The 24,338-nt window shown below is 62.6% G+C and carries 27 protein-coding genes; 16 read left to right on the top strand and 11 right to left on the bottom strand.

Going from position 1 to position 24,338, the window contains the following annotated elements:
- Positions 1-10 precede the first annotated feature (10 nt).
- Together EOC94_RS07255 and EOC94_RS07260 are read right to left on the bottom strand one after the other, a co-directional pair.
- Positions 11-1,159, bottom strand: coding sequence for a Xaa-Pro peptidase family protein (locus tag EOC94_RS07255; RefSeq protein WP_127289439.1), 1,149 nt, complete (start codon positions 1,157-1,159; stop codon positions 11-13).
- An 89-nt stretch (positions 1,160-1,248) separates the two neighbouring features.
- Entirely contained in the window at positions 1,249-2,439 is a 1,191-nt protein-coding gene (locus EOC94_RS07260) for a M24 family metallopeptidase (protein WP_127289811.1), read from the bottom strand.
- Between the two features lie 241 nt (positions 2,440-2,680).
- Here EOC94_RS07260 and ehuB point away from each other — a divergent pair, with 241 nt between their 5' ends.
- The 5 genes from ehuB to EOC94_RS07285 are packed head-to-tail and all read left to right on the top strand — an operon-like array spanning position 2,681 to position 6,484.
- Entirely contained in the window at positions 2,681-3,550 is an 870-nt protein-coding gene (gene ehuB, locus EOC94_RS07265) for an ectoine/hydroxyectoine ABC transporter substrate-binding protein EhuB (RefSeq protein ID WP_127289441.1), read from the top strand.
- Between the two features lie 54 nt (positions 3,551-3,604).
- On the top strand, positions 3,605-4,333 hold the full coding sequence (ehuC, locus tag EOC94_RS07270; RefSeq protein ID WP_127289443.1) for an ectoine/hydroxyectoine ABC transporter permease subunit EhuC: 729 nt from the start codon (positions 3,605-3,607) through the stop codon (positions 4,331-4,333).
- Positions 4,330-4,989, top strand: a complete 660-nt coding sequence (ehuD, locus tag EOC94_RS07275; RefSeq protein WP_095483718.1) for an ectoine/hydroxyectoine ABC transporter permease subunit EhuD — start codon at positions 4,330-4,332, stop codon at positions 4,987-4,989. The genes ehuC and ehuD overlap by 4 nt, the downstream gene beginning before the upstream one ends.
- Complete coding sequence (gene ehuA / locus EOC94_RS07280; protein ID WP_095483719.1) at positions 4,986-5,765, top strand: ectoine/hydroxyectoine ABC transporter ATP-binding protein EhuA; 780 nt, start codon at positions 4,986-4,988, stop codon at positions 5,763-5,765. The genes ehuD and ehuA overlap by 4 nt, the downstream gene beginning before the upstream one ends.
- Positions 5,762-6,484 (top strand): GntR family transcriptional regulator, encoded by a 723-nt coding sequence (locus EOC94_RS07285; RefSeq protein ID WP_095483720.1) that lies wholly within the window; start codon positions 5,762-5,764, stop codon positions 6,482-6,484. Before ehuA ends, EOC94_RS07285 begins: the two co-directional genes overlap by 4 nt.
- 152 nt (positions 6,485-6,636) lie before the next feature.
- On the opposite strand, the gene EOC94_RS07290 is transcribed toward EOC94_RS07285, so the two are convergent.
- Together EOC94_RS07290 and EOC94_RS07295 are read right to left on the bottom strand one after the other, a co-directional pair.
- Complete coding sequence (locus EOC94_RS07290) at positions 6,637-6,942, bottom strand: hypothetical protein (protein ID WP_127289445.1); 306 nt, start codon at positions 6,940-6,942, stop codon at positions 6,637-6,639.
- 7 nt (positions 6,943-6,949) lie between these two features.
- Positions 6,950-7,720: a DUF899 domain-containing protein gene (locus EOC94_RS07295; protein ID WP_127289447.1), complete on the bottom strand. Its 771-nt coding sequence runs from the start codon at positions 7,718-7,720 to the stop codon at positions 6,950-6,952.
- 124 nt (positions 7,721-7,844) lie between these two features.
- Here EOC94_RS07295 and EOC94_RS07300 point away from each other — a divergent pair, with 124 nt between their 5' ends.
- From EOC94_RS07300 to EOC94_RS07350, 11 genes are all read left to right on the top strand, one after another.
- Positions 7,845-9,065: a helix-turn-helix domain-containing protein gene (locus EOC94_RS07300; protein WP_095483723.1), complete on the top strand. Its 1,221-nt coding sequence runs from the start codon at positions 7,845-7,847 to the stop codon at positions 9,063-9,065.
- Positions 9,066-9,074: 9 nt separating this feature from the next.
- Positions 9,075-9,722, top strand: coding sequence for a PQQ-binding-like beta-propeller repeat protein (locus tag EOC94_RS07305; protein WP_127289449.1), 648 nt, complete (start codon positions 9,075-9,077; stop codon positions 9,720-9,722).
- 387 nt (positions 9,723-10,109) lie between these two features.
- Positions 10,110-10,826 (top strand): GntR family transcriptional regulator, encoded by a 717-nt coding sequence (locus EOC94_RS07310; RefSeq protein ID WP_185928186.1) that lies wholly within the window; start codon positions 10,110-10,112, stop codon positions 10,824-10,826.
- Complete coding sequence (locus EOC94_RS07315) at positions 10,826-11,920, top strand: LLM class flavin-dependent oxidoreductase (protein ID WP_127205677.1); 1,095 nt, start codon at positions 10,826-10,828, stop codon at positions 11,918-11,920. Before EOC94_RS07310 ends, EOC94_RS07315 begins: the two co-directional genes overlap by 1 nt.
- Positions 11,920-12,465, top strand: a complete 546-nt coding sequence (locus EOC94_RS07320) for a flavin reductase family protein (protein WP_127289453.1) — start codon at positions 11,920-11,922, stop codon at positions 12,463-12,465. Before EOC94_RS07315 ends, EOC94_RS07320 begins: the two co-directional genes overlap by 1 nt.
- A 95-nt stretch (positions 12,466-12,560) precedes the next feature.
- Entirely contained in the window at positions 12,561-13,538 is a 978-nt protein-coding gene (gene dctP, locus EOC94_RS07325; RefSeq protein ID WP_127289455.1) for a TRAP transporter substrate-binding protein DctP, read from the top strand.
- Between the two features lie 59 nt (positions 13,539-13,597).
- Positions 13,598-14,110, top strand: coding sequence for a TRAP transporter small permease (locus tag EOC94_RS07330; protein ID WP_126103513.1), 513 nt, complete (start codon positions 13,598-13,600; stop codon positions 14,108-14,110).
- 3 nt (positions 14,111-14,113) lie between these two features.
- A complete protein-coding gene (locus tag EOC94_RS07335; protein WP_127289457.1) occupies positions 14,114-15,424 on the top strand; it encodes a TRAP transporter large permease subunit in 1,311 nt (436 codons plus the stop codon).
- Positions 15,425-15,450: 26 nt separating this feature from the next.
- On the top strand, positions 15,451-16,170 hold the full coding sequence (locus EOC94_RS07340; RefSeq protein ID WP_127289459.1) for a hypothetical protein: 720 nt from the start codon (positions 15,451-15,453) through the stop codon (positions 16,168-16,170).
- Between the two features lie 43 nt (positions 16,171-16,213).
- Entirely contained in the window at positions 16,214-16,969 is a 756-nt protein-coding gene (locus tag EOC94_RS07345) for an aldolase/citrate lyase family protein (RefSeq protein ID WP_127289461.1), read from the top strand.
- A 15-nt stretch (positions 16,970-16,984) separates the two neighbouring features.
- On the top strand, positions 16,985-17,941 hold the full coding sequence (locus tag EOC94_RS07350) for a C-terminal binding protein (RefSeq protein WP_127205658.1): 957 nt from the start codon (positions 16,985-16,987) through the stop codon (positions 17,939-17,941).
- 449 nt (positions 17,942-18,390) lie between these two features.
- Here EOC94_RS07350 and EOC94_RS07355 read toward each other — a convergent pair whose 3' ends face one another.
- From EOC94_RS07355 to EOC94_RS07385, 7 genes are read right to left on the bottom strand one after another with little or no spacing between them, the layout of a single operon-like run.
- Positions 18,391-18,861, bottom strand: a complete 471-nt coding sequence (locus EOC94_RS07355) for a MaoC/PaaZ C-terminal domain-containing protein (protein ID WP_127289463.1) — start codon at positions 18,859-18,861, stop codon at positions 18,391-18,393.
- 1 nt (position 18,862) lies between these two features.
- Positions 18,863-19,939, bottom strand: a complete 1,077-nt coding sequence (locus EOC94_RS07360; protein WP_127289465.1) for a Gfo/Idh/MocA family oxidoreductase — start codon at positions 19,937-19,939, stop codon at positions 18,863-18,865.
- A complete protein-coding gene (locus EOC94_RS07365; protein WP_127289467.1) occupies positions 19,932-20,261 on the bottom strand; it encodes an L-rhamnose mutarotase in 330 nt (109 codons plus the stop codon). The genes EOC94_RS07360 and EOC94_RS07365 overlap by 8 nt, the downstream gene beginning before the upstream one ends.
- A 10-nt stretch (positions 20,262-20,271) precedes the next feature.
- On the bottom strand, positions 20,272-21,384 hold the full coding sequence (locus EOC94_RS07370; RefSeq protein ID WP_127289469.1) for a mandelate racemase/muconate lactonizing enzyme family protein: 1,113 nt from the start codon (positions 21,382-21,384) through the stop codon (positions 20,272-20,274).
- A 4-nt stretch (positions 21,385-21,388) separates the two neighbouring features.
- On the bottom strand, positions 21,389-22,486 hold the full coding sequence (gene ugpC / locus EOC94_RS07375) for a sn-glycerol-3-phosphate ABC transporter ATP-binding protein UgpC (protein ID WP_127289471.1): 1,098 nt from the start codon (positions 22,484-22,486) through the stop codon (positions 21,389-21,391).
- 1 nt (position 22,487) lies between these two features.
- Positions 22,488-23,354: a carbohydrate ABC transporter permease gene (locus tag EOC94_RS07380; RefSeq protein ID WP_127289473.1), complete on the bottom strand. Its 867-nt coding sequence runs from the start codon at positions 23,352-23,354 to the stop codon at positions 22,488-22,490.
- 2 nt (positions 23,355-23,356) lie between these two features.
- A complete protein-coding gene (locus EOC94_RS07385) occupies positions 23,357-24,253 on the bottom strand; it encodes a sugar ABC transporter permease (protein WP_127289475.1) in 897 nt (298 codons plus the stop codon).
- Positions 24,254-24,338 lie beyond the last annotated feature (85 nt).

Genomic DNA, 24,338 nt, shown 5'->3' on the forward strand with positions numbered 1-24,338 from the left:
GCGTGCGGGCCTATCGAACGATCGGGCCGGCCGGCGTGCGGGTAAGCACTTCGGCACCCGCATCGGTCAGAAGCACCGTGTTGGAAACGAAGTCATCACCGCGACCGGTGCCCATCAGCCACGACAGGATGTGAAAGCTCATCCCCATCTCGATCTCGAGATCGGAATCGTGCCTCAAGCCGGTCACCGAATTGCCGCCGGTCCATGATGGCGGCTGTCCGGCGCCGACCAGGTAGCCGCAGTGATGGCGGCGATAGTGGGAAAGACCGGCATCGTCGGCGACGGCTTGCCAGGCGGCGTAGACGTCGCGCGCTCTGGCGCCGGGCCGCAGCGCCTCGACGACCGCGTTGAAGGCCTTGGCGGTCACTTCCGCCATCGCGGCATCTTCGTCGCTGATGTGGCCGATGTGAACGAGCCGGCCGAGCGGTGCGTGATATCGCGAGATGCAGCCGGACATTTCGACGAAGACCGGCTCGCCCTTGCGATAGATCCCGTCACCCCAGGTCGTATGCTCTTCGCCCAGGCGCGCGGCCGGGCGGATGAACGGGCCGAAGCCCGGAGCATGACCGCCGGCGCGGATCATCGCCGCAACGCATTGGGCCGCGACCTCTTGTTCGGAGGCGCCGTCCGAGATCGCCGCGATCGCGGCGCCGGCGGCAGCGTCAGTCACTTGTGCCGCCTGACGCATCAGCGCCTGTTCCTCGGCGCTCTTCACCCGCCGCATTTTGTCGACCAGACCGGAGACATCGCTCCATCTGGCATCAGCCTGCGTTTGGAGTGCGATGGCAAGCCCATGGCTTAGGCCAGCCGTCCAGTATTCGAGGCCGATCCGCTCGCCGGACAGGCCGAGTTCCGCAAGCACGCGCGCGGCAAGATCGGCCGCCGTTTCGCTGTCGGAATGGCCGCGGAATTCCGCTGCGGTCACCTGTTTCTCGATCGTCACCTTTTCCATCGAGCGGGTGACCAGAACAGGTTTTCCTTCGAGCGGGACGATCAGCAGGTGAGGGGCAAAATAACCCCAGTGATCGAGCCCGGTGAGGTAGAAGACGTTCTCCGGCGATGCAAAGACCGCCCCGTCGAGCTCACGCTCGGCCAGCGCCGTGCGGACCTTGGCAAGGCGGCCGGCGATTTCGGCTTCGGAAAACGGATTACGGTCCATCAGGCGTCCTCGTGCTGGGTGCCGGTTTCGTTGCCGGCATGATCTTTCGTCAGTTCCGGGTTCCCGTCCGTCATGGTCAGTCCCATGGGTCAGTCGATGACGATGAGTTCGCGCGCCACATCGCAGAGGCGTTCGCCGCCGCGATCCGTGACAACGAAGGATTCCGAGATGGCGATGCCGAAATCGTCGAGCCAAACGCCGGCCATGAAATGGAAGCACATCCCGGACTGCATCTGGGTGGTGTCGCCGGGACGGAGACTTGCGGTGCGCTCGCCCCAATCGGGCGGGTAGGCGAGCCCGACCGGATAGCCGACGCGGCTTTCCTTCTTCAGCCCGTTCTTCCTCAAGACTGCCTGCCAGGCGGCTTCCACCTCTTCGGCGGTGGTGCCGGGGCGCGCCTTCTCAAGGCCGGCGTCGACGCCCTCGACGATCGCCTTGGCCATGTCGAGGACGGCTTGCGGCGGCTTGCCGAAATGCACGGTCCGCGTCAGCGCCGCATGATAGCGCCGCCGCACCCCGGCGATCTCCAGAATGGCGAGGCCGCTGTCCGGCAACGGCGCATCGGACCACGTCAGATGCGGCGTGCTGGTGCCCTCGCCGACGGGCATCAGCGGACAGATTGCAGCATAGTCGCCGCCTGCTCCGGGCACGCCCATGATCTGCGCGTGATAGATTTCCGCAATGACGTGGTTCTGAGGCACGCCAGGTCGCATCTTTTCGATGGCGCGGTTCATGGCGTGCGTGCAGATCGCACCGGCCTCGCGGATCAGCACCAGCTCGGCTTCGGATTTGACCAGTCGCGCCCAGTTGACGAGATCATGGTTGTTGGCGAAGTGCGCGTCAGGCAGCCCGCTGACGAGATGGGCGTGGCAGCGCGCGGTGTAATAATGCGCGTCCATCTCGACGCCGATGCGGGCCTTTCCCCAGCCACGCGATCGGATCAGCTGGGCGAGTTCGTCATAGGGGTGTTCGACGGGCTGCTGCACCAGCCGTTCCGAGAACGGCACGATGTTTTTCTCCGGCAGGCCGGTGGTCAGGCGTGCGCTCCTGGCGTCCTGCGCCCTGCCGAACCAGATCGGCCGGTCCTCTTCCAGATGGACGAGGACGCACTGCGGAACGTAGAACGACCATCCGTCATAACCGGTCAGCCAGCACATATTGGCGGGATCCTGACAGACGATGAGGTCGAAGCCGGCCTTCTCCATGCGTCTCTTCACGCCAGCTAGGCGCTGCGTATATTCCGCTTGCGTGAATGTCCCGAAACCGCTCGCGCTCGCCACCGAAATCCTGCCTTTACGGATGCGCTGTTTTGCCCTTTTCACACGGGCAACTTGCCTAAATTGTGCACAACTAGACAATAATTTGTCTTTTGACTGCGAATTATCGCCGAATTTCTAACGTTTTTATATCTTCACTTGCGCAATGTCCAGGGCAGTTGTATACGTCTTATCAGGCGGGTGTCGACCTCGAAGAAGGCTGCGCCCTGGGAACCATTCATCAGTTGTTCAATGGGAGAAAAGCATGTTCAAATCATCGATATCGCGCCGGATGGTCGTCAAAGCCGCCGCCTGCCTCGCGCTCGCCGCCACGTCGTTGACGTCGTTGCCCGCTCATGCGGAAACCACTCTCGAACGGGCCAAGAAGGACGGCTACATTCGCGTCGGCTTCGCCAACGAGGCGCCGTTCGGTTTCGCCACGCCTGACGGCAAGCTGACCGGTGAGGCGCCGGAAGTCGCCAAGGCGGTGCTCGCCAAGATGGGTATCGCGCAGGTCGACGGCGTGCTCACCGAATTCGGTTCGCTCATTCCGGGTCTCAAGGCCGGCCGCTTCGACATCATCGCCGCTGGCATGTTCATCAATCCGAAGCGCTGCGCAGAGATCAATTTCTCCGAGCCGTCCTACGGCATCGGTCAGGCCATGCTGGTGGCAAAAGGCAATCCGAAGGGCGTGAAGGATTATTCCAGCATCAAGGACAATCCGGATCTCAAGCTCGCCGTGATGGCCGGCGCCGTCGAGGGCGGCTATGCCAAGGACGCCGGCGTCGCCGCAGGGCAGATTGTCGCTTTGCCCGACCAGTCCAGCCTTGTGGCCGCTGTTCAGGCTGGCCGCGCGGACGCTGCCGCACTGACCGCCCTTTCGATCGCCGACATGGCCAAGAAGGCCGACGGCGTCGAATCGACCAAGCCGTTCGGCGAGGTTGCCGGCAAGTCGGTGAAAGGCCATGGCGGCTTCGGCTTCCGCAAGGAAGATACCGATCTGCAGGAGGCGTTCAACGCCGAGCTGAAGACGTTCCTCGGTTCACCGGAGCACATCGCGCTGGTCGAGCCGCTCGGCTTCGGCAAGGACTATCTCCCCAACAAGACCACCGCGCAGCTTTGCGCGGGCGAGTAGGTTCCCAACTGCTGGCGGCGCGAAAGCGCCGCCCTTTTTTTCTAGGGGAATCGCATGGGAATCCGTACCCTTGTCACCCTGCTGATCGTCGCGCTTGGCGTGATCGCCGCCTTGGCTACGCAGGAAGCCTATAGCCTGTTTCTACCGGGGCTGCTGCAAGGCGCGGTCCTGACGATCGAGATCGCCATCCTCGGCAGCCTGCTGGCAGTTGTCATGGGCGTGCTGGCAGCGCTGGCGCGGATGTACGGCCCGGCGCCGCTCAGATGGCTGGCCACGGTCTATGTCGAGATTTTCCGCGGCACGTCGGCGCTGGTGCAATTGTTCTGGTTGTTTTTCGTGCTGCCGCAATTCGGTGTCACCCTCAACGCATTTCTGGTTGCCGTTCTGGCGCTCGGCCTGAACGTTGGTGCTTACGGATCGGAAGTCGTGCGCGGCGCGATCCAGTCCGTCGCTCGCGGACAGTGGGAGGCGTGCACTGCGCTGAACATGAGCCGCCCCCAGATGCTGCGCCGGATCATACTGCCACAGGCTTTCGTCGCCATGATCCCACCTTGGGGCAATTTGTTCATCGAGCTTTTGAAATCGACAGCGCTGGTCTCGCTGATAACGCTCTCGGACCTCGCTTTCAAGGCGCAGCAGATGAACCAGAATACGTTCAAGACCATTCCGATCTTCACCCTCGTCCTGCTGATGTATTTGGCAATGTCGCTGGTTGTGACCATCGGCATGCGGCTTCTCGAAAGGCGAGCTTCGCTTGGGCTGGCGCGGGGGAAGGCAGCATGATCTGGGATTGGGCATTTGCTTTTGAAATCCTGCCGGTGCTCGCCCGCGCCGCCATCGTCTCCATCGAAGCGACGCTGATCGGCTTTGCGCTTGCCGCCTCGCTTGGCCTGGTGCTGGCGGTCGTCCGCATTGCCGTGCCTTGGACCGGCTGGACGATTTCGGTGCTGGTCGAGCTGATCCGTTCTACCCCGCTGCTGATCCAGATATTCTTTCTCTATTTCGTCTTTCCGAAATTCGGTGTCGTGCTCGATGCCTTCACCGCCGGGGTGCTTGCCATCGGCATCCACTACGCTGCCTATTGTTCCGAGGTTTATCGCGCCGGTTTCGACAACATCCATCGCGGTCAGTGGGAAGCCTCGATCGCGCTCAATCTGTCGTCCTGGACGACATTCCGCGACATCATCATCCCGCAGGCGATTCCGCCGATCGTTCCGGCGCTCGGCAACTATCTGGTCGCCTTGTTCAAGGAGACGCCATTGCTTTCCGCGATCGCCGTGATGGAACTGATGCAGACCGCCAAGATCATCGGCTCCGATACTTTCCGCTACACCGAGCCGATGACGCTGGTCGGCCTGTTCTTCCTTGCCATGAGCCTGGTTTCGGCCGTGCTCATCCGCTCCCTGGAACGCCTGCTCAACCGGAGGACCATGCGATGACGGAACAACCGATGGTCCGCTTCGACAATGTCTCGAAGCGCTACGGCGCGCTGACCGTTCTCGACGGACTCAACCTCGAAATAGCGCGCGGCGAGAAGGTCTCCATCATCGGCCCGTCGGGTTCCGGCAAGACCACGGTGCTGCGCATGCTGATGACGCTGGAGACGATCAATGACGGGGTCATCTGGGTCGAAGGCCAGCCGCTCACCCACATGGAGAGGAACGGCAAGCTTGTTCCCGCCGATCTCGCACACATTCGCAAGATCCGCGCCAAGATCGGCATGGTGTTCCAGTCGTTCAATCTGTTCCCGCACATGACGGCGATGCAGAACTGCATCGAGGCCCCGATAACCGTGCTCGGCATGAAGCGGGCCGATGCCGAGGCGCGTGCGGCCGAACTGCTCGACATGGTCGGCTTGTCGGAGAAGAAGGACCACTATCCCTCGCAGCTTTCCGGCGGCCAGCAGCAGCGTGTCGCCATCGCCCGCGCTTGCGCCATGCGGCCCAAGATCATGCTGTTCGACGAAGTGACCTCGGCACTCGACCCCGAGCTCGTCGGCGAAGTGCTTGAAGTTATCCGAAAACTCGGTAGGGAACATGACCTCACCATGCTGATGGTCACCCACCAGATGGGATTTGCCAAGGAGTTCTCCGATCGCGTCTGCTTCTTCCATGCGGGCAAGATCTGCGAGCAGGGGCCGCCAGCCGAGTTGTTCGGCGCCCCCAAGAACGAGCGGACACGGCAGTTCCTGCACGCTGTCCTGGAGGCTGGATGACGCTTGAGACAGATGCCACGCCCATAGCCGTGACCGCCGCGCCGACGCGCCCGCTCTCGGCGCGGGAGCGGTTCGAGCGTATCTACCGGATACTGCGCGACCGCATCTGCCTGCTCGACTACGCGCCGGGTAGCCATCTCTCCGAGGAAGAACTTGCCCAGGAATTCCAGATCAGCCGCACGCCGGTTCGGCGTGTCCTGGCGCGCCTCGAATCCGAGGGGCTGGTTCAGTCAGTCCATGGCGTCGGCACGATCGTCACCGACGTCGACATCGAGGAATTGCAGCAGGTCTATCACTTGCGCCTGGAGCTGGCGCTCCTCGTCGGCAAGCTTTCGCCGATCCCGCGCACGGCGGACGACCTCGACCGGATCCGGGCGCTCATCGCGCGCTGCGATTCCGATGTGCTCAATCCCGACCAGCGCGCTTTCCTGCGCCTCAACATGGATTTTTTCTACGAGCTCACGGCGATGACCGGTAACCAGCCGCTGCGTGAGATCAGCGAGCGCCTGTATTTTCAAGTCGCGCGCGTCGTGCTGAAGTTGATGCCGCAGTTGGGCCTTGTCGAGGAGTTCACTGCGTTCCGTCGCGAAATGGAAGAGGTGCTTGCCGCCGCCGAAATCGGCGACTGGGAGTCCATCGGGCACATAAGACGCGCTCATATCTCGATGAGCTTTCGCCGCATGATGCGTCATGCAGGCGAGGCCAACATCGCCACGTAGGGCTACGCGAGGTCGCGCGCTAGATCGGTTCATCGTTTCAGGGAAACGCCGAACCGCTCTATCTCTTTGTTTTTGCGCAATTCCAGACGGAAAACCGTTTCACACTTTTCCTGGAATTGCTCTAGTTGCCGTTTGATCCGGCGAACGCCGGATCACGACCGGTGGGCAGCGCTTCGTCGGCTGGCAACCAGCTTCAGCCAAGGCGCCGAATAGAAGGCGCTCATCAGCAAGTACATCATGACCATTCCGTTCAGTGGTAACGCATCTTGCGCCGCCGAGCAGATCATGTCCGCATCACCGGTAACGGTCGTCAGCAGCGCCATGATTGCGAATGTTGGCGCGGCCGCCAGCGACAGCCAGTCGGCCGCGCCACAGGCGGCGACATTGTCGCTTGGGAAAGCGGCAGATCCGCTGCGTGCGGGCGGCGTCTTCAGCGCGTGGTCGGGGTGGAGTGTCATCGAGACGTCAGCCCTGGCCGTACTCGTCGTGGCGGCGCCACCAGACGCCCTTCTCGTTGCGCCCTCGAGGCGCGCGGTCGAGCCACTGATACATGCCCCAGAGGCCGTCCAATCCGCGCGCATAGGTGGAATAGGCGTGGTAGACGACGCCGTCCTCGAGCACGAACGTGCTCATGCCCGGCCTCTCGCGCGTGTAGGTGGCCGTGTCTGTCCCGCTCATCGCAGCGAACGTCGTGGAGCCGTCGGCAGTCGTGCGCGAGGGTATCTCGGCGAGAGGCGTCTCGCGCACATAGTTGTATTCGATGCCCTCCTCGCGTTGCTGCTCCTCGGTGAACGAGACGTCGAAGTCGAAATTGAAGTCGCTGCCGTGCGAGGACGCCCAAGGGAAAGTCCATCCCATCCGCCGCTTGTACGCCTGCAGTTTCGCCAACGGCGCCCGCGATACCGCCGAAAGCGTGACGTCGTGGTTGGCGAGGTGGACGACGAAGCCGTCGAACCCGTCCGCGATCGCCGAGCAGGCCGGACACCCCGCCGTGTAGTCGGGCCCGAACATGAAATGGTAGACGAGGAGCTGCGAGCGCCCCCTGAAAAGGTCCGCCAGTGAGGCGCTGCCTTCGTCGGTCTCAAATCGGTAGTCCTTGTCGATCCGAACCCAAGGCAGCTCTTGCCGCCGCTGCGCCAGCTCGTCACTTTGCCGCGTGAGCTCCTTCTCCGCATCGAGCAGATCAAGCCGCGCTGCCAGCCACTGCTCACGTGTTCCGGTCTTGTGTGTCGGCATCGTTCTTCTCCTCTATGTCCTGCGTCGTTCGCACCGTTTTCCATGCGGCGCGCTGGCTGTTGGTCTTGAGATAGATTAGGACCGGATATCGAATGGTGAGAGTTACAAGTGTGACGGGATTCCGATGGACTCGCTGATCACCGCTGCGGCGCGCGCCCTCGCGACGGGTGATCCCCTCGGCGCATTGAAGCGGGTCGCCCTGCGTGACGATGCGCCTGCGCTCGCGCTGCGCGGCATTGCGATGGCGCAGCTCGGCGATTTCGTTCGAGCAAAGGCTCTCCTCAAAAGTGCTGCGCGCGCCTTCGGTCCGAAAGAGGCCGTGGCCCGCGCGAGGTGCGTCGTCGCCGAAGCCGAGATCGCACTCGTCTCGCGCGACCTCGGCTGGCCGGCGAAGGCACTCGACGCCGCGCGGTCGACGCTTGAAAAGCACGGCGACCACGTTAATGCCGCGCATGCGCTCAATCTCGAGGTCCGGCGCCTGCTCCTGATAGGACGCCTCGACGAGGCCGAGCGCAGGCTCGCCGGGTTCGACCCCACACCGTTCCCACCCGCGTCGAGGGCCGCCCACGAGATGGTGGTTGCGGGAATCGCGATCCGACGCCTCCAGACTAGGGCGGCGCGCGCTGCGCTCGCTCGCGCCGAGCATGCCGCGCGCGAGGCGGATATACCGGCACTAACGGCAGAGGTCGAAGGCACATCCCTCGTGATGAACACGCCCGCGGCGCGCCTGATCGCGCGTGGCGAGGAACGCCCGCTTCTGCTTGAAGAGGTCGAAGCGCTGCTGGCGTCGGAGGCGCTCGTCGTGGACGCGTGCCGCAATGTCGTGCGGGGCGCCGGCATGATCGTCTCGCTCGCGACGCGCCCGGTCTTGTTCGCGCTTGCGCGCACGCTGGGCGAAGCCTGGCCCGCAGACGTGCCGAGGAGCACGCTCGTCGCCCGCGCCTTCGGCGGCAAGCACGCCGATGAATCGCATCGCGCCCGGTTGCGAGTCGAAATCGGGCGGCTTCGCGTTGAGCTGCGGTCGCTGGCGGATTTGAGCGCGACCAAGCGAGGCTTTGCGCTTAAGCCGCGCCGCGCGCCCGAGATCGTCGTGTTGGCGCCGCCCGTCGAAGAGCAGCATGCGGGGATGCTCGCCTTTCTCGCGGACGGCGAGTCGTGGTCGAGCTCGGCGCTGGCGATTGCGCTCGGAGCCAGCTCGCGCACCGTGCAGCGATCGCTCGAGCAGCTTGCTGCAGCAGGCAAGGTGCAGTCGTTCGGCCGCGGGCGAGCGCGCCGTTGGATGACCCCACCGGTGCCGGGATTCCCGACAATCTTGTTACTCCCCGGTTCACTGTCGGGCTACTAGGATAGAACCATGGAACGATCTGCAGCCGAAATCCTCCGCGAATATGGACCCTTCCCGGGTGTCGACCAGGTGGCTGGGGTTACGTTCGACGGTCAGCACGTCTGGTTTGCGTCGGGAGACAGGCTGAACGCCTTCGATCCCGCGAGCGGTGAGACGGTGCGCTCGATCGATGTCGCCGCCCACGCAGGAACGGCCTTCGACGGTCAGCACCTGTTCCAGATCGCCGAAGATCGCATCCAGAAGATCGATCCGAAGACCGGCCGCGTGCTCGCCACGATCCCGGCCCCTGGTGGCGGCGGCGACTCCGGGCTCGCCTGGGCCGAAGGGACACTTTGGGTGGGGCAGAATCGCGGTCGTAAAATCCACCAGATCGATCCCCAGACAGGGGCAATTCTTCGCACGATCGATTCCAACCGTATCGTCACAGGGGTCACCTGGGTCGACGGCGAACTCTGGCACGGCACCTGGGAAGGTGACGAGAGCGACGTCAGGCGGATAGATCCTGAAACGGGAAAGGTTCTGGAGAAACTTGATATGCCGCCTGGAACAGGTGTGTCGGGTCTCGAGTCCGATGGTGGCGATCAGTTCTTCTGCGGTGGTGGAAACAGCGGCAAGGTGAGAGCCGTCCGCCGGCCGAGGCGAAGCTCCGGCTCCTAGATCCCGATCGACTCAACGAGCGGAGTAACCGAAGCGGCCCTCGTGGGCGAGCTTCGACGAACCGTCTGCTGGGACCGCCAGCAGGTCGGTTGGCCATCGACATGGCGGACTGGATCGCGGGAGCCCTTGCCCGCCGATTGCATGTCACCGCGCCTCTGCTTTTCAGCGCGGTATCGCCGTTCCGCGGCCGTCCTCCGGCTCGCCAAATCAAAACAGTATACATTATAGACTTAAAATATCTTGCCAGGTGATCCAGCCTATGCTCCACTTGGGCCGGGAACATGGCTGACAGGTCAAATTCAGCCGACATATGGCTGCACTTCAAACGGGATGACCGCGAGAGCACAGCCGCAACCATATACGAAATCTTCGCATGGGAAGGCGTGGATGGCGGAAGCGATAGAGTTCAAACGGGTTGGCGAGGGCAATCTGCGTGCCCAGGTCTATCAGCAGATCCGCCTGACCATACAGCGCGGCGAACTGGCGCCTGGCCAGAAGCTCGTCGATGTCGATATTGCCGCCCAGCTTGGCATCTCCAGAATGCCTGTCCGCGACGCATTGATGCAGTTGGTGCATGAAGGCTATCTCGTCGGCACGACACGCGGCTTCACGCTGCCCACGCTTACTGCGACGGATATTGCCAACATTTTCGAGGTCCGCCGCCTGCTCGAACCGCGGGCGGCCGCGCACGCCACACGGACACTTGACGCCGCTGGCCTCAAGACGCTGGCAGCCGCGCTTCAGGAGGCAGAAGCAGCGGCCGCCGCCGGCGATGCCGCCCTCTTTTTCCAGGCCAATTCGGCATTCAGGAATTGCTGGCTCGGCGCTGTCGAGAACGACCGCCTTTCGCAAACGATTGCCCGCTTCGCCGACCACGTCCTCGTCGTCCGGTTGAAGACGCTGTCGCACCAACCGACGCAGGCCGTCATCGTGGCCGGCATGCGCGCCATCTACGAGGCGTTCGCCAAGCGCGACGCCGTCGCGGCTTACGACCGCATGACCCACTTCATTCAGAACGCCGAGGAGCGTTTCATGAAGCTGAGCCCGCCGTTGCAACAGTTCGACGACGAAGCTGCGAGCATTCCGCGGCAGGGAAAATCATGATCAGAAAGCAACATCCGCTGAAAGGGCCGAACAGATTCAAGCTCGGCGTCTTTTCGATGAACGCCGATGGCGGCCTGGCAATGACCACCGTTCCCGAGCGCTGGCGCGCCCGCTGGGAAGACAACCTCAATTCTGCCTGCATCGCCGATCGGGCCGGCCTGGAGTTTCTGCTGCCGATCGCGCGTTGGCGCGGCTTCGGCGGTCTGACGCATGTGCGGGAGTGGTCGTTCGAGACTTTCACCTGGGCGGCGGGTCTCGCCGTCGCCACGGAGAACATCGGCCTGTTCATGACCGTGCATGTGCCGCTGGTTCATCCGCTGCAGGCTGCAAAAGCGCTGGCGACGGTCGACCACATCTCTAACGGGCGTGCCGGCTTGAACATTGTCTGCGGCTGGAACCCGGACGAGTTCGCCATGTTCGGGCAGACGGTCGGCGACCGGACCTACGATCAGGCCGAAGAATGGATCAACATCATCGAGCGTGCCTACCAGTCCAGGGAGCCGTTCGACTTTGGCGGCGAATTCTATGATCTGAAGGGGGTCGTCAGCCGTCCGCCAAGCCTGCAGGCGCCGCGCCCGGTGACCATGAACGCCGCTTTCGGCGCGCCGGGGCGCAACTATGCGGCGCGCCACTGCGACTACCTCTTTTCTACTTTTTCCGAAATTGCCGATGGCCGCGCGCATGTGGTCGACATCACCAACCGGGCGGCTGAAGTCGGACGCGAAGTCGGCGTCTACACGGTTTGCCATGTCGTCTGCCGGGAGACCCAGCAGGAAGCCGAGGATTATTACCGGCACTACGCGCTTGAATGCGCGGACGAGGGCGCGGTCGACGAGCATATGCGCAAGAAGAAGGAATTCGCGAACTCGCATGATGCAAAAGCCTTCACCGAATATCGGCAAAGGTTCGCCGGCGGTGCTGGAACGTTCCCGCTCATCGGTACGCCGGAAAAGATCGTCGACGATCTCACTAAGATCATGGACCAGGGCTATTCCGGCGCCGCCCTCACATTCGTCAACTACACCTACGAATTGCCCTTCTTCTGTGACCGCGTGCTGCCGCTGATGCGCCAGGCCGGGCTTCGCGTAAATTGATGCCGGCGGCCGCCATTCCGACGCCATGGGTGCATGGGCACGACGCCATCAATCCGCGCGCCTTCAAGCAGGCAATGCGGGCCGTGGCGGGCTCGGTCGCCATCCTCGCGTCGGAGCATGACGAGATCGGCTTTTGCGGCATCACGGCGACAGCCGTCTGCTCATTCAGCGCCGAGCCGCCTTCGCTGCTGGCCTGCGTCAACCGCGGCAGCACCTTTGCCTCGGCCATTCGCGAAGGCGTGCCCTTTTCCGTCAATCTTCCGGCCGGCGACCAGGAGAATGTTGCGCGTGCCTTTGGCGGCATGACCAAAGCCAAGGGCGTGGCGCGGTTCTCGTCCGGATCATGGGTGCGCGGCGGAACCGGCGCGCCCTTGCTTGTCGGCGCGCGGGCAATGTTCGAGTGCCGGGTAGCCGAAATCATCGTTCGGGCATCGCACATGATCGTCATCGGCATCGTCTCGGGGGTGGCGCTGGATCGCGCTGACCGATCGCCGGTCTTCTACGCGCATGGACGGTTCCTGACGGTAGGAGATGAGGCCAACTAGATGCCGTTCGCGCAGCGGAGCAGCGATCGCAATTTCAGATCGGCCCGATCGCGGGCCCAACATAAGCGAAGTGATCTATCAGAGGGATTACGGCAATGCGCATTTGGAAGTCCCTTGTTCTGGCTGCACTCATGTCGGGTGTGGCGGGTCTCGCCACGGCCGAAGAAGTTGTCCTCAACGCCGTGCATTTTACGCCTACGCAGAACGGCTACGCACAGAGTTTCCTAAAATTCGTTCAGAAGGTGAACGAAAAGGGAAAGGGCGTGGTTCAGATCAATGTGCGTGGCGGGCCGGAGGTCGTTCCGCCGATTCAGCAGGGTGCGGCGCTCAAGAGCGGCCTGATCGACGTGATCGACACGCCGGCAGGTCAGTTCCTGGAGCTCGTTCCCGAAGGCGAGGTTTTCTCTGCATCGACGAAGACGCCCTGGGAGGTTCGCGAGAATGGCGGCTGGGATTTCATCAGCGGAATTTTCGAGAAGAAGGCCAATGCCCATCTGCTGGCCCACGTCGACGCGGGCTCGGGTTTCAACATCTTCACCATCGACGAACCAAAGCTCAATGATGAAGGCAGCATCGACTGGAGCAGCCTGAAGATACGTTCGTCGCCGCTCTATCGTGATTTCCTCGAATCCCTGGGCGCAACCGTCATCGTGCAAGCGCCGGGAGACGTCTACACCTCGCTTGAGCGCGGCGTCGTCAATGCCAACGCCTATACCGTGTTTGGCTATTCATCGTTCGGCTGGGACAAGTTCACCAAATACCGCGTCGACCCGCAATTCTTCAAAACCGATGTGCTTGTCTCGATCAACAAGGCGAAATGGGATGCGCTGTCGCCCGAGGCGCAGAAGCTGCTTGCCGACACGGCCGTCGAATACGAGCGAGAGAGCTACGACGCCAATCTTGCCGAGTCTGAAAAGCAGGCACAGGCGATGATCGACGGCGGGCAGAAGGTGATCAGCCTGACGGGCGCTGGCCGCGACAAATTCCTGGCGGCTGCCACGCAGGCGAGCTGGGCAAGAATGACCAAACGCGATCCCAGCAACATCGAGCAGTTGAAGAAATTCTTTCAATAGTCCGATAGGAGGGCGCCTTCGTGCGCCCTTTATCAAGGTGGGCATGAGGGCCGTCAGGAATGGACAAGTTGTTTGCAGCGATCGGGAAGCTGAGCCTTGCGCTGGCGGCGGCGGCAAAGGTGGTGCTTGGCCTCATCATTGTCGCGGTGGTCGCCGATGTATGCGTCCGCAATCTGGGCCTGAGACCGCTTGCCTGGGCGGTGTCTGCGACGGAATATGGTCTGCTCTACGCGGCATTTCTGCCGATGCCCTGGCTGGTCCACAGCAAGGGCCATGTCTTCGTCGAGTTCCTGCGCAAGGCTCTGCCTGCACGGGCCCGGGCTGTGCTTGAAAAGCTGGTCTATCTCGCCTGCATCGGCGTCTGCCTCTACCTTGGCAGCGTCGCGCTCTCTTCCCTGATAAGCGCCGTGTCGGGCGGCGAATATGAGACGCGCAGCTTCGACATGCCGAAATGGCTGGTCTTTCTGCCCATCACACTCGCCTTCTACCTCTCGGCGCTGGAATGGCTCAGATATCTGCTGGGCCATGACACGCTGTACACGCTCGATCCTCTGGAAATGGAAGGGCTCTGATCGATGGCCTGGCTGTTTCCATTCGCCGTGCTTGTTGGCGCCATCCTTGTTTTGATGGGCCTTGGGCTGCCGGTCGCCTTCGCGTTCTTCGTCACCAATGTGATCGGGCTGTATTTGTTCTTCGGCGGCTCGATCGGCGTGACGCAGATGATCGCCAACTTCTCTGACGCCGTCTCGACCTATGCGCTCGCCCCGCTGCCGATGTTCCTCGTCATGGGCAGCCTGTTCTTCCGCTCCGGCCTCGGCGAGAAAGTCATCTACGCGCTCGACCTGTGCATCGGCAATCTGCGGGGACGTCTTGCCTATGTCGTGCTCGCCGCCGGCACGATCTTTTCTGCGCTGTCAGGCTCGAGCCTCGCCAACACCGGCATGATGGGCTCGCTGATGGTGCCCGAGATGCTGAAGCGGGGCTACAAGCCGCACATGGCCTACGGACCGGTGCTTGGTGCCGGAAGCCTTGCGGTCATCATCCCGCCATCCTCGCTGGCTGTCTTGCTCGGCTCGCTGGCCCAGATCGACGTTGGCGCGCTGCTCATAGCAGGGGCTCTGCCTGGGCTGCTTCTCGTCGTCATGTACGCGATGCTGATCTTCGCACAGACGAAGATCGACCCTGACGCCGCTCCGCACTATCCGGTGCCCGCCGTTCGTGCGGCCGAGAAGGTGAGGGCGGTTGCCGTCAACATCATTCCGATGAGCGTCATCGTGTTCATGGTGGTCGGCACGATCATCCTTGGAATAGCGACGCCGACGGAGTCGGCAGGGCTCGGATGTGCCGCCGTCTTCGCGTTGTTGTTTGTATATCGAAGGTTCAGCTGGTCGGTTGTCTGGAAGTCGCTGGACGATGCGATGAAGGTCACGGGCATGACCTTCCTGATCATCTCGGCTTCGACGACGTTCTCGCAGATATTCGCCTTCTCCGGCGCGTCGAACGGCTTTATCCAGTTCATCGTGGGCTACGATCTTGGACCGTATTCCATGCTGCTCATGATGGTGCTGGTCATCCTGCTGCTCGGCATGTTCATGGATCAGGTCTCGATGATGCTGATCACGCTGCCGATCTTCCTGCCGATCGCCCAGCAATTCGGGTATGATCCCGTGTGGTTCGGGCTGATCCTGCTGCTCGCTTACGAGGTCGGCTTCACCACGCCGCCGTTTGGTCTGCTGCTGTTCATCATGATCGGCGTTGCACCGAAAGGCACGTCGCTCAAAACGGTTGCCATGTCCGCGGCGCCCTACATCGCGCTGACCCTCCTGCTGATCCTGCTGATTGTCCTCTTTCCGCAGATCGCCCTCTTCCTTCCGAATTTGATCTAGCCGAACTCGATCCAGCAGGTGTCTGCATGCGCTTTGCCTATCTTGCTTTCTTCCACGATGACCGTCAGGCAAACCCGGCCATCGCCGATGAAGACGTCGACGCTGTGCGGCGTGTGATCGCGACAACGCCGGGTCTAGCGCTTGCAAACATCTATCTGCCCGAAGTGGCGACGGACATGTTCAACAAGGATGGGCCACCGCCGGTCTTTGGCTTCCAGCTCTATTTCGACGAGCTGGCGGACATGGAGGCGGCGCTCGCGCCGTCCGGCCATCTGCAGGCGCTCACCGCACCGGCCGTGCTGTCGAGCATCGCCGGTTCGAGGCCGACGCAGCAGGCAATGTGCGTGCGTCCGTTCCCCGTCGATGACGCTGCCGTGAAGACGTCTGGGCTGCCCTGCAGCTATCTTGTCCACTATCCCGGGCCGGCCGAAGACATGAATGCCTGGCTCTATCACTATGTGACGCATCATCCGCAATTGATGCGGGGCTTCCCCGGCATTCGCCACATCGAGGTTCTGTCGCGACTGGACTGGTGCGGCTCGCTGCCTTGGCCGCGGGTCGATTACATGCAGCGCAACCGGGTCATGTTCGACAGTCCTGCGGCGCTGACGCACGCACTGCAATCGCCGGCGCGCCTGGAGATGCGCGCCGACTACAAGACCTTCCCGCCTTTTTCAGGCGGCAGCCGGCATTTCCCGATGTCGACGGAAGCCGTGCATTCCTTGCCGCAGACTACCGCCAAGTAAGCGCGAATAGTTTTCGCCGATGCCAAAAATCTCTGGAGATTTCATGTACGACTTTCGGAAAAAATGTGTCTCGCTCGATCGCCTTATCGGCACCTTCTGCGCCATCCCGCATCCGGTGGCGGTCGAAGTGGCGGCCGCCAGCGGGGTCGACTTCCTGTGCATCGACTGGGAGCATTCGCAGATTGGTCGAGAGCGGCTTGAGGATCTGATCCGTGCCGCCGATGTCCACAAGGTTCCTGCGATGGTGCGGGTGCCCGGCCACACGCCGGAGTGGATTGCGGCCGCGCTCGACGCCGGCGCCTCAGGCGTCCTGGTGCCGCGCGTCTCGACGGCCGAGCAGGCGCGCATGGCGGTCATGGCCTGCCGTTACCCGCCTGTCGGCGCACGCGGTGTCGGCCCAGGCCGTGCCGCCGGTTATGGGTACAGGATTCCGGACTACCTCAAATCGGCCAACGAGGCCCTGACCGTCGCCATCCAGGTCGAGACGGCCGAGGGCCTCGCCAACATCGACAACATTGTCCAGGTCGACGGCGTCGACGTGATCTTCATTGGTCCCGGCGACCTGTCCGTCTCGATCGACGCCATAGGCCCGGCCGGTCAGGACAAGCTCAATGCCGCGATTATCAGGATCGCGGCAGCGGCGCGTGCGGCGCGCAAGGCCGTCGGCATCTTTCGCCCCTCGGCAGATGATGTCGGCAAATGGTCGAAGCACGGCATCAGTTTCTACATGCTGGCCAGCGACACGATGTTTCTCGGCGCCGGCCTTGCCGCCGGTGCGGCCTCTGCGCGCAGCGCCTGATAGCAAGAGATTGGCATGAAGATAATCAAGACCGACGGCGTGTTGTCAGTCGAGGAAGAGCAGCTGCGCTACCTCGACGGCTTGAACGCCGAGTTTATCGAAAAGACGCTTCTCACAGAGGATGCCCTGATCGAGCAGTGCCGTGACGCCGATGCATTGATGATATTACGGGAGCCGATCACGGCTCGCGTGCTGGCCGAACTGAAGAACCTCAAGGTCATCGGACGGTTCGGCGTAGGGCTCGACTCGATCGATATCGAGGCCGCCAGCCGTGCCGGTGTTCAGGTAACCTATGTGCCGGACGCCAACCTGGTGGAGGTCAGCACACATGCGATGGCGCTGATCCTGGCCCTGACGCGCAGGCTGAAACAGTTCGACAGCGCAGTCCGCGCCGGCCGCTGGGCCGCAATGACCGACGGCGCCGGCATCACGCGGCCGGACAGGCAGATTCTCGGCCTGATCGGCTTCGGCCAGATCGGACGCCTGACTGCCGAGCGGGCGCGGGTCTTCGGCTATCATGTCATCGCGTACGATCCGCACATGCCGGCGGAGCGCATTACGGCCGGTGGTGCCGAACCGGTCGGTTTCGACGAGCTGCTCGCCAGGGCCGACATCGTGTCATTGCACGTTCCTGCTACGCCGGAGACCAGAAACATCATGTCGGCTGAAGCCCTGTCACGCATGAAGGAAGGGGCAATGCTCATCAACGTGTCCCGTGGGGGCCTGGTCGACGAAGTCGCGTTGGCGGATTTGATCCGGTGCAACCATTTGGCCGGCGCCGGCATCGACACATTCGAGCAGGAGCCGCCTTCGCCCGACAATCCGCTGCTGGCGCTGGACACCGTGCTGGTCAGTCCACACGCGGCGCACTACTCGACCCAGTCTTACGCCGAGGTTCGCAACAAGGTGTTTGCCGATGTCGCATCGGTCCTGCGCGGCGGCAAGCCGCTATATCCGGTCAACCGGGTGTGACCAATTCAAAGTCGGCGTCCGCCTGTCGGCACCGTCGGCGAAGCTGCCGATCTCCCCCCTTGCGGGGGAGATGCCCGGCAGGGCAGAGGGGGGTGCTGTCCCTCCGGCCTTCAACCAATTACAGCCGCGCGCTCAGGCTGATTCCGGTTGGGAATAGCTGAAAGTCGAAAGTTGGCGATCCTTCACACCCCCTCTGTCCTGCCGGACACCTCCCCCGCAAGGGGGGAGATCGAATGCCGCTTCGGCTTTCGCCAACCACCAACGCTGATCCGCGGGGCAACGGGCAGCACAAACCCGAAGCGATTGCCCTGCAACCGTGGGTAGTTTCAACTTGACAGGTGACGGCAGTTATGCTAGGAATTTATGCATAGTGCTGATTTGCGCCAACGACCCGCCGACGAGGCGGGTTTTGTTTCAGGTTTCGGCGTCGTCCCTTACCGCGCTTTTTGTCAACCTGAGTTCGAAGCGCTGTTCGGCTTGTCGCGGCGCTCGACGATGTAGATGTGGTCGGCCGCCAGGACCACATCGCCATGCTGGTTGATCACCTCGCAGCGCTCGATGACCCGGCCCGAACCCGGCCGCTTCGGGTCGTCTTCCTTGGCCGAGATGGTGGTGCGGGTCTTGATCGTATCGCCGATGAACACCGGCTTGATAAAGCGCAACCTGTCGTAGCCATAGGAGAAGGCGACCGGGTTGATGACGTTTGCCGTCAGCCCGACGCCGACTGAGAAGACCAGCGTGCCATGGGCGATGCGCTGGCCGAACGGCGTCGTCTTCATGAACTCGGCGTCCATGTGATGGGGAAAGAAATCGCCCGTATGGCCGGCATGCACGACGAAGTCGGTCTCGGTGATGGTGCGCCCGCTGGTCATGCGCGACGAGCCGATCTGGTAATCTTCAAAGTAAATCGTCTGCTCCATGTCAGGGCCTCGCCGCGATCGGAGTTGCCGGCGCAGCGCTCGATTGGTAGGCGGCCTCGACCAGCGCCATGGTGTTCCAGCTGTCCTCAACGGAACTGACCAGTTCGGCGTCTTCCCCGCAAGCGTAGCGCTGGACGTTGGCCATGCGGCCGACAAAGGCGTCGGGAAACCACTCGCCGATGAGTGGCACCCTAACCCAGTCGGAGCCGCCTTTCGGATAGATTTCAAGAATATCAGGCTCGCCGCGCGGATAGTCGAGATTGAGTCCGAGTTTGAGATAGGCGGCGCCCTCGGTGCCGCAGATGCGGAACTCGCAAGCCTGGTGCCGGCGACCGAATTTGTGGTCATGATTGATCGACAGCGCACAGCGCACAGTATCGCCATAGTCAAGGATGGCGCTGGTGCGGGTTTGCGCAACCTTGTGGCCGGGATGACCGAGCGTCTTGGCGTGAACGCCCCGGGGATCGCCGAGCAATTGCCGGATCAGGTCGAGATAATGGATCGAATGCATGGCGATCTCGACGCGCGGCGCCTTGAGCAGGAACTCCCAGAGTTGCCAGGGCGTTGCCAGGGCCAGCCAAGCGTCGAAATCGACCACGTCGCCAAGCCAGCCCTTGGCGATCGCATCCTTCAGCGCCAGCATCATCGGCGCGAAACGGAGCTGGAAATTCACCGCAGCCTTCAGATCTTTGGAGCGGCAGATTTCAAGGATTTCGGTGGCCTCGGTAAGATCGCTGCCCATCGGCTTCTGGATCAGCGCTACGGCGCCGTCGGGCAACGCCCTGAGCACGCCGGCATGATGAGCCGGCGGCGTCGCCAGATCGAAGACGGCGTCCTTCACTGCCGCGGCTTCCTGGACCGACCGGTAAGCGGTCACCCCCCATTTTGCCGCGAGTTTTTCCGCCTTGGCGTGGTCGGGATCGAAAAGCCCGGCGACCGGAAAGCCGGCTTTCCCATAGGCCGGGAAATGCGCATCGCCGACGATCGAGCCGGCGCCGAAAATCACGATCGGTCTCGGCTTCGATGGCTGCGCCCAGGCCTGGGCGAGCGAGGCAGGATCGAAAACGCCATCAGTCATGATGGAAGACTTCGTCCATCATCGCCCACCACTCGCCCTCCTTGCGGGTCAGCAGCGGCTCCTGGCAAGGCATGCACAGCGCCCACCATTCCTGCGTCTTGGGATCTGCGGCCATCTTCGCCATATCGGCGGCGTAGTCGGTGCCATGATATTCGAAATAACTGAACAGCAGGTGCTCCGGCTGCTTGAGGTAGATCGAATAATTCTTGATGTTGCAGGCGGAGATCATGGCCAGCACATCGGGCCAGACGGCTGCGTGAAGCCGCACATACTCTGCGACCTTTTCCGGCTTGAGGCCGAGCACCATTCCCATCCGCTGCATGTCCGGCTCCCTATTTCGTTATGTCGGTCGTGAATTCCGCGATGCTCTTCGCCTTGACCGCGTCCCAATCCCAGTCGATGCCGATGCCGGGCTCGTCCGGCGCCAATGCGTGCCCGTTCTCGATGCGCATTTTCTTGCCGGTCAGGTCGTCAAGCTGGGGAATATACTCGACATATCGGCCGTTCTGAATGGCGCAGGTCAGGCTGACATGCAGTTCCATCAGGAAATGCGGGCAGACCGGGATGTCGAACGCCTCGGCCGCATGCGCCACCTTCAGCCAGGGCGTGATGCCGCCGATGCGGCCGACATCGACCTGCACGATCGAGCAGCCGCCTTTTTGCATATATTCGCGGAAATGGCGGATCGAATAGAGCGACTCGCCGATGGCGATCGGCGTCGACGTGGCATTGGACAGCCGCACATGGCCGTCTATGTCGTCGGCCGGCAGCGGCTCCTCGATCCAGGCGAGGTCGAGGTCGCGCAGCCGCTCGGCCCGGCGGATCGCCTCGTCGACCGAAAAGCCCTGGTTGCAGTCGGTCATGATCTCGTAGGAGTCTCCAACCGCCTGGCGCACCGCTGTCAGCCGGGCGAGATCCTCGGAGCCGTGCGGCTTGCCGATCTTGACCTTGGAGCCGCGAAAGCCCTTTGCCTTGGCGGCCAGCGCGTCGTCGACCAGCGCCTCGGTCTCGATATGCAGCCAGCCACCTTCGGTCGTGTAGAGCGGACAGCGGTCCTTGGCGCCGCCGGCGAGGTTCCACAGCGGTAGCCCTTGTTTCTTCGCCCGCAGGTCCCAAAGCGCGGTATCGATAGCCGCCAGCGCGATTGCCGTTATGGCGCCGATCGTCGTGGCATGGGTGGCGAATTCGAGTTCGTGCCAGATCGCCTCGATCATGTCGGCGTCGCGGCCGATCAGCCGCGGCGCAAGGTGATCGGCCAGCAGCCGCATCACCGAGGAGCCGCCGGTGCCGATCGTGTAGCTGTAGCCGGTGCCGACCGCGCCGTCGGCGTCGGTGATGGTGACGATCGGCGTTTCCTGGCTGACAAAGCTCTGGATCGCATCGGTGCGCTTGACCTTCGGCACCAGGTCGACCATCCGCAGTTCGACTTTTTCGATCTTTGCCATGACGTCAACCTCGCAATGTCTTGCCGGTATCGGCAGAAAACAGATGGGCCTGCGACAAGTCCAGGCTCATTTTCACCCGGTCGCCGGCCTTCAGCGGTTTCGGATTGAGCATGCGGGATACCCAGTCACTGCCGTTGAATTCGGCGAACACCAGCGTCTCGTTGCCGAGCGGCTCGGTGACGGTCACCGGCAACTCCAACTGGTGCACATCGGCGTCCTCGCCGGAGCTGATGCCGTGTCCCGTCGGATAGATATCGTCGGGCCTCAAGCCGAACACCACTTTGTCGCCGGTTCCGACATTGGCTTTGAACTGGCTGGGCATAGGCAATCTCTCGCCACTGGCGAACAGCAGCTGTTCGTCGTCGATCGCTGCCTCATGCAGATTCATCGGCGGCGAGCCGATGAAGCCCGCCACGAAGCGCGTCTGGGGCCGGCGGAAGACCTCGTCGGGGGTGCCGACCTGCTCGATGAAACCGTCGCGCATGATGACGATGCGGTCGGCGAGCGTCATCGCCTCGACCTGGTCATGGGTGACGTAGATCACCGTCGATTTGACCTTGGCGTGCAGCTTCTTGATCTCGGTGCGCATCTGCGTCCGAAGCTTGGCGTCGAGATTGGAAAGCGGCTCGTCGAACAGGAAGACGTCGGGATCGCGCACGATGGCGCGACCCATGGCGACGCGTTGGCGCTGTCCGCCCGACAGCTGTGACGGGCGGCGGTCAAGCAATTGGTCGAGGCCGAGAATGCCTGATGCCTCGGCGACACGGCGGTCCATTTCCTCTTTCGCCGCGCCCGCGATCTTGAGCGAGAAGCCGAGGTTTTCGCGCACCGTCATGTGCGGATAGAGCGCATAGGACTGGAACACCATCGAGATGTTGCGCGAACGCGGCGGCAGATCGTTGACCATGCGGCCGCCGATCTCGATGACGCCGTCGCTGATGTCCTCGAGGCCGGCGATCATGCGTAGGGTTGTCGACTTGCCGCAGCCGGACGGACCGACCAGCGCGATGAACTCGCGGTCGGCGACCTCGAGGTCGATGCCGTGCACGACCGCCACTGGGCCGTAGTTTTTGGTGAGTTTCTTCAGGGATACGGTTGCCATGTCAGCCTTTCACCGCGCCGGAGGTGAGACCGCCGACGAGATGTTTCTGGACGATGAAGGTAAGCGTGAGAGCCGGTATGATCATGACCACGGCCAGCGCGCACATGCCGCGCCAGTCGATGGTGAACTCGGCCGTATAGTCGAGCAGGCCGACCGGCAGCGTCTTGGAGTTGATCGAGCGCGTCAACTGCGAGGCCAGCGCGAACTCGTTCCACGAGGTGAGGAAGGCAAAGATGCCGGCTGAGGCGATGCCAGGCCCGGCAAGCGGAAACTCGACCTGCCAGAAGGCCTGCCAGCGCGTGCAGCCATCGATCTGCGCGGCCTCGGCGAGATCTTTCGGCACCTGGCGGAAAAAGCCGTCGATCAGCCAGATGGTGAAGGGCACGTTGAGTGCGACATAGACCAGGATCAGCCCGAAATGCGTGTCGATGATACCGAGCCGCGCAAAGACGAAGAACAGTGGCAGCGACAGCGCAATGCCGGGCACTGTGCGTGTCAGCATCAGGCCGAGGAACATCGCCGACTTGGCACGGAAGCGATAACGGGCAAAGGCATAGCCGCCGGCCATGCCGATGGCGATCGCGATCACCGTCGAGGTCACCGAGATGATCAGCGAATTGCGGAAATAGTCGAGCACCGGGATGCCGCCCTTGCCGACGCCGCTGAACATGGCGACGTAGGCATCGAGTGAGAGCTCCTGCGGGATCCACACCGGCGGCTTGGCCATGATCTCGACGGTCGGCCGCAGCGATGACAGCACGATCCAGATGCCGGGCAGGCAGATGACCAACATGGCCAGGAACAGCCCGATGCCATGAGCTATGCCGAGCGCCTTGTTGCGGACGCGATGCAGGCTGTTCTGGTCCATCCTCACCACTCCGCCGCGATCTGCGTGCGCGCCGCGGCGAGCTTGCGGTAGAAATAAACGGTGAACAGGATCGAAAGCAGGATCGAGAAATAGGCCATGGCGTTGGCCATGCCCATCCTGGCGTCGCTGTAAGCGGTGCGGGCAACGAGCGTCCAGACGAGCTCGGTGCGGCCGGCGGGACCGCCGTCGGTCATGATCTTGACGATGTCATAGGCGCGCGCGACGTCGAGCGAGCGGATGGTCATTGCGATGAAGGCAAACGGCATGATGAACGGCCAGGTGACATAGCGGAATGTCTGCCATGGCGTGCAGCCGTCGACGCGGGCCGCCTCGACCGGCTCGCGCGGCATCGCCAGCAACCCGGCAAGGATCAGGATCGCGAACACGGAAGTCGACGACCAGATCTCGGCGGTGAGGATGGCAATAAAGGCGAGATTGCCGTCGATCAGCCACGGGATGGCGCGGTCGGTCAGGCCGAGCGCCTGCAAGGCGTTGTTCACCAGGCCGATATTGTCGTTGAACATGAATTTGAACTGGAAGCCGACCAGGATCGGCGAAAACATCATCGGAAACATCATGATGGTGCGCAGGATACGTTGTCCGCGCGACGCCTTCTCCACCAGCAGCGCCAGCCCCAGCCCGATCAGCATTTCCAGGTTGAGCGCGACCGTCAGCAGCACCACGGTGCGGGCGAAGGCAATCCAGAAATCCCCGTTGCTCAGGATGTTGACATAGTTGCGCGCGCCGATGAAGACCCAGAGTGTCTCCGGGTTGGTCAGCCGGAACGGCGTGAAGCTGGAGTAGAGCGAAAGCAGCAGCGGCAAGACCACCACCGCCGCCAGCACGATGACCGCCGGAAGCAGGAGCAGCAATGGCGGCGAGGGTCTCCAGCCTTTCATGTCGATCCGGTTCTGGTTGGTGCCCGGACACCGAAGGCCGCCATCGGCGAGCTGGGATCAAGACAAAGCGTGTTGCGCATGGTTC

Origin of the sequence: Mesorhizobium sp. M6A.T.Ce.TU.016.01.1.1 (genome assembly GCF_003997065.1) — a bacterium.
Taxonomy (GTDB): Bacteria; Pseudomonadota; Alphaproteobacteria; order Rhizobiales; family Rhizobiaceae; genus Mesorhizobium; species Mesorhizobium mediterraneum.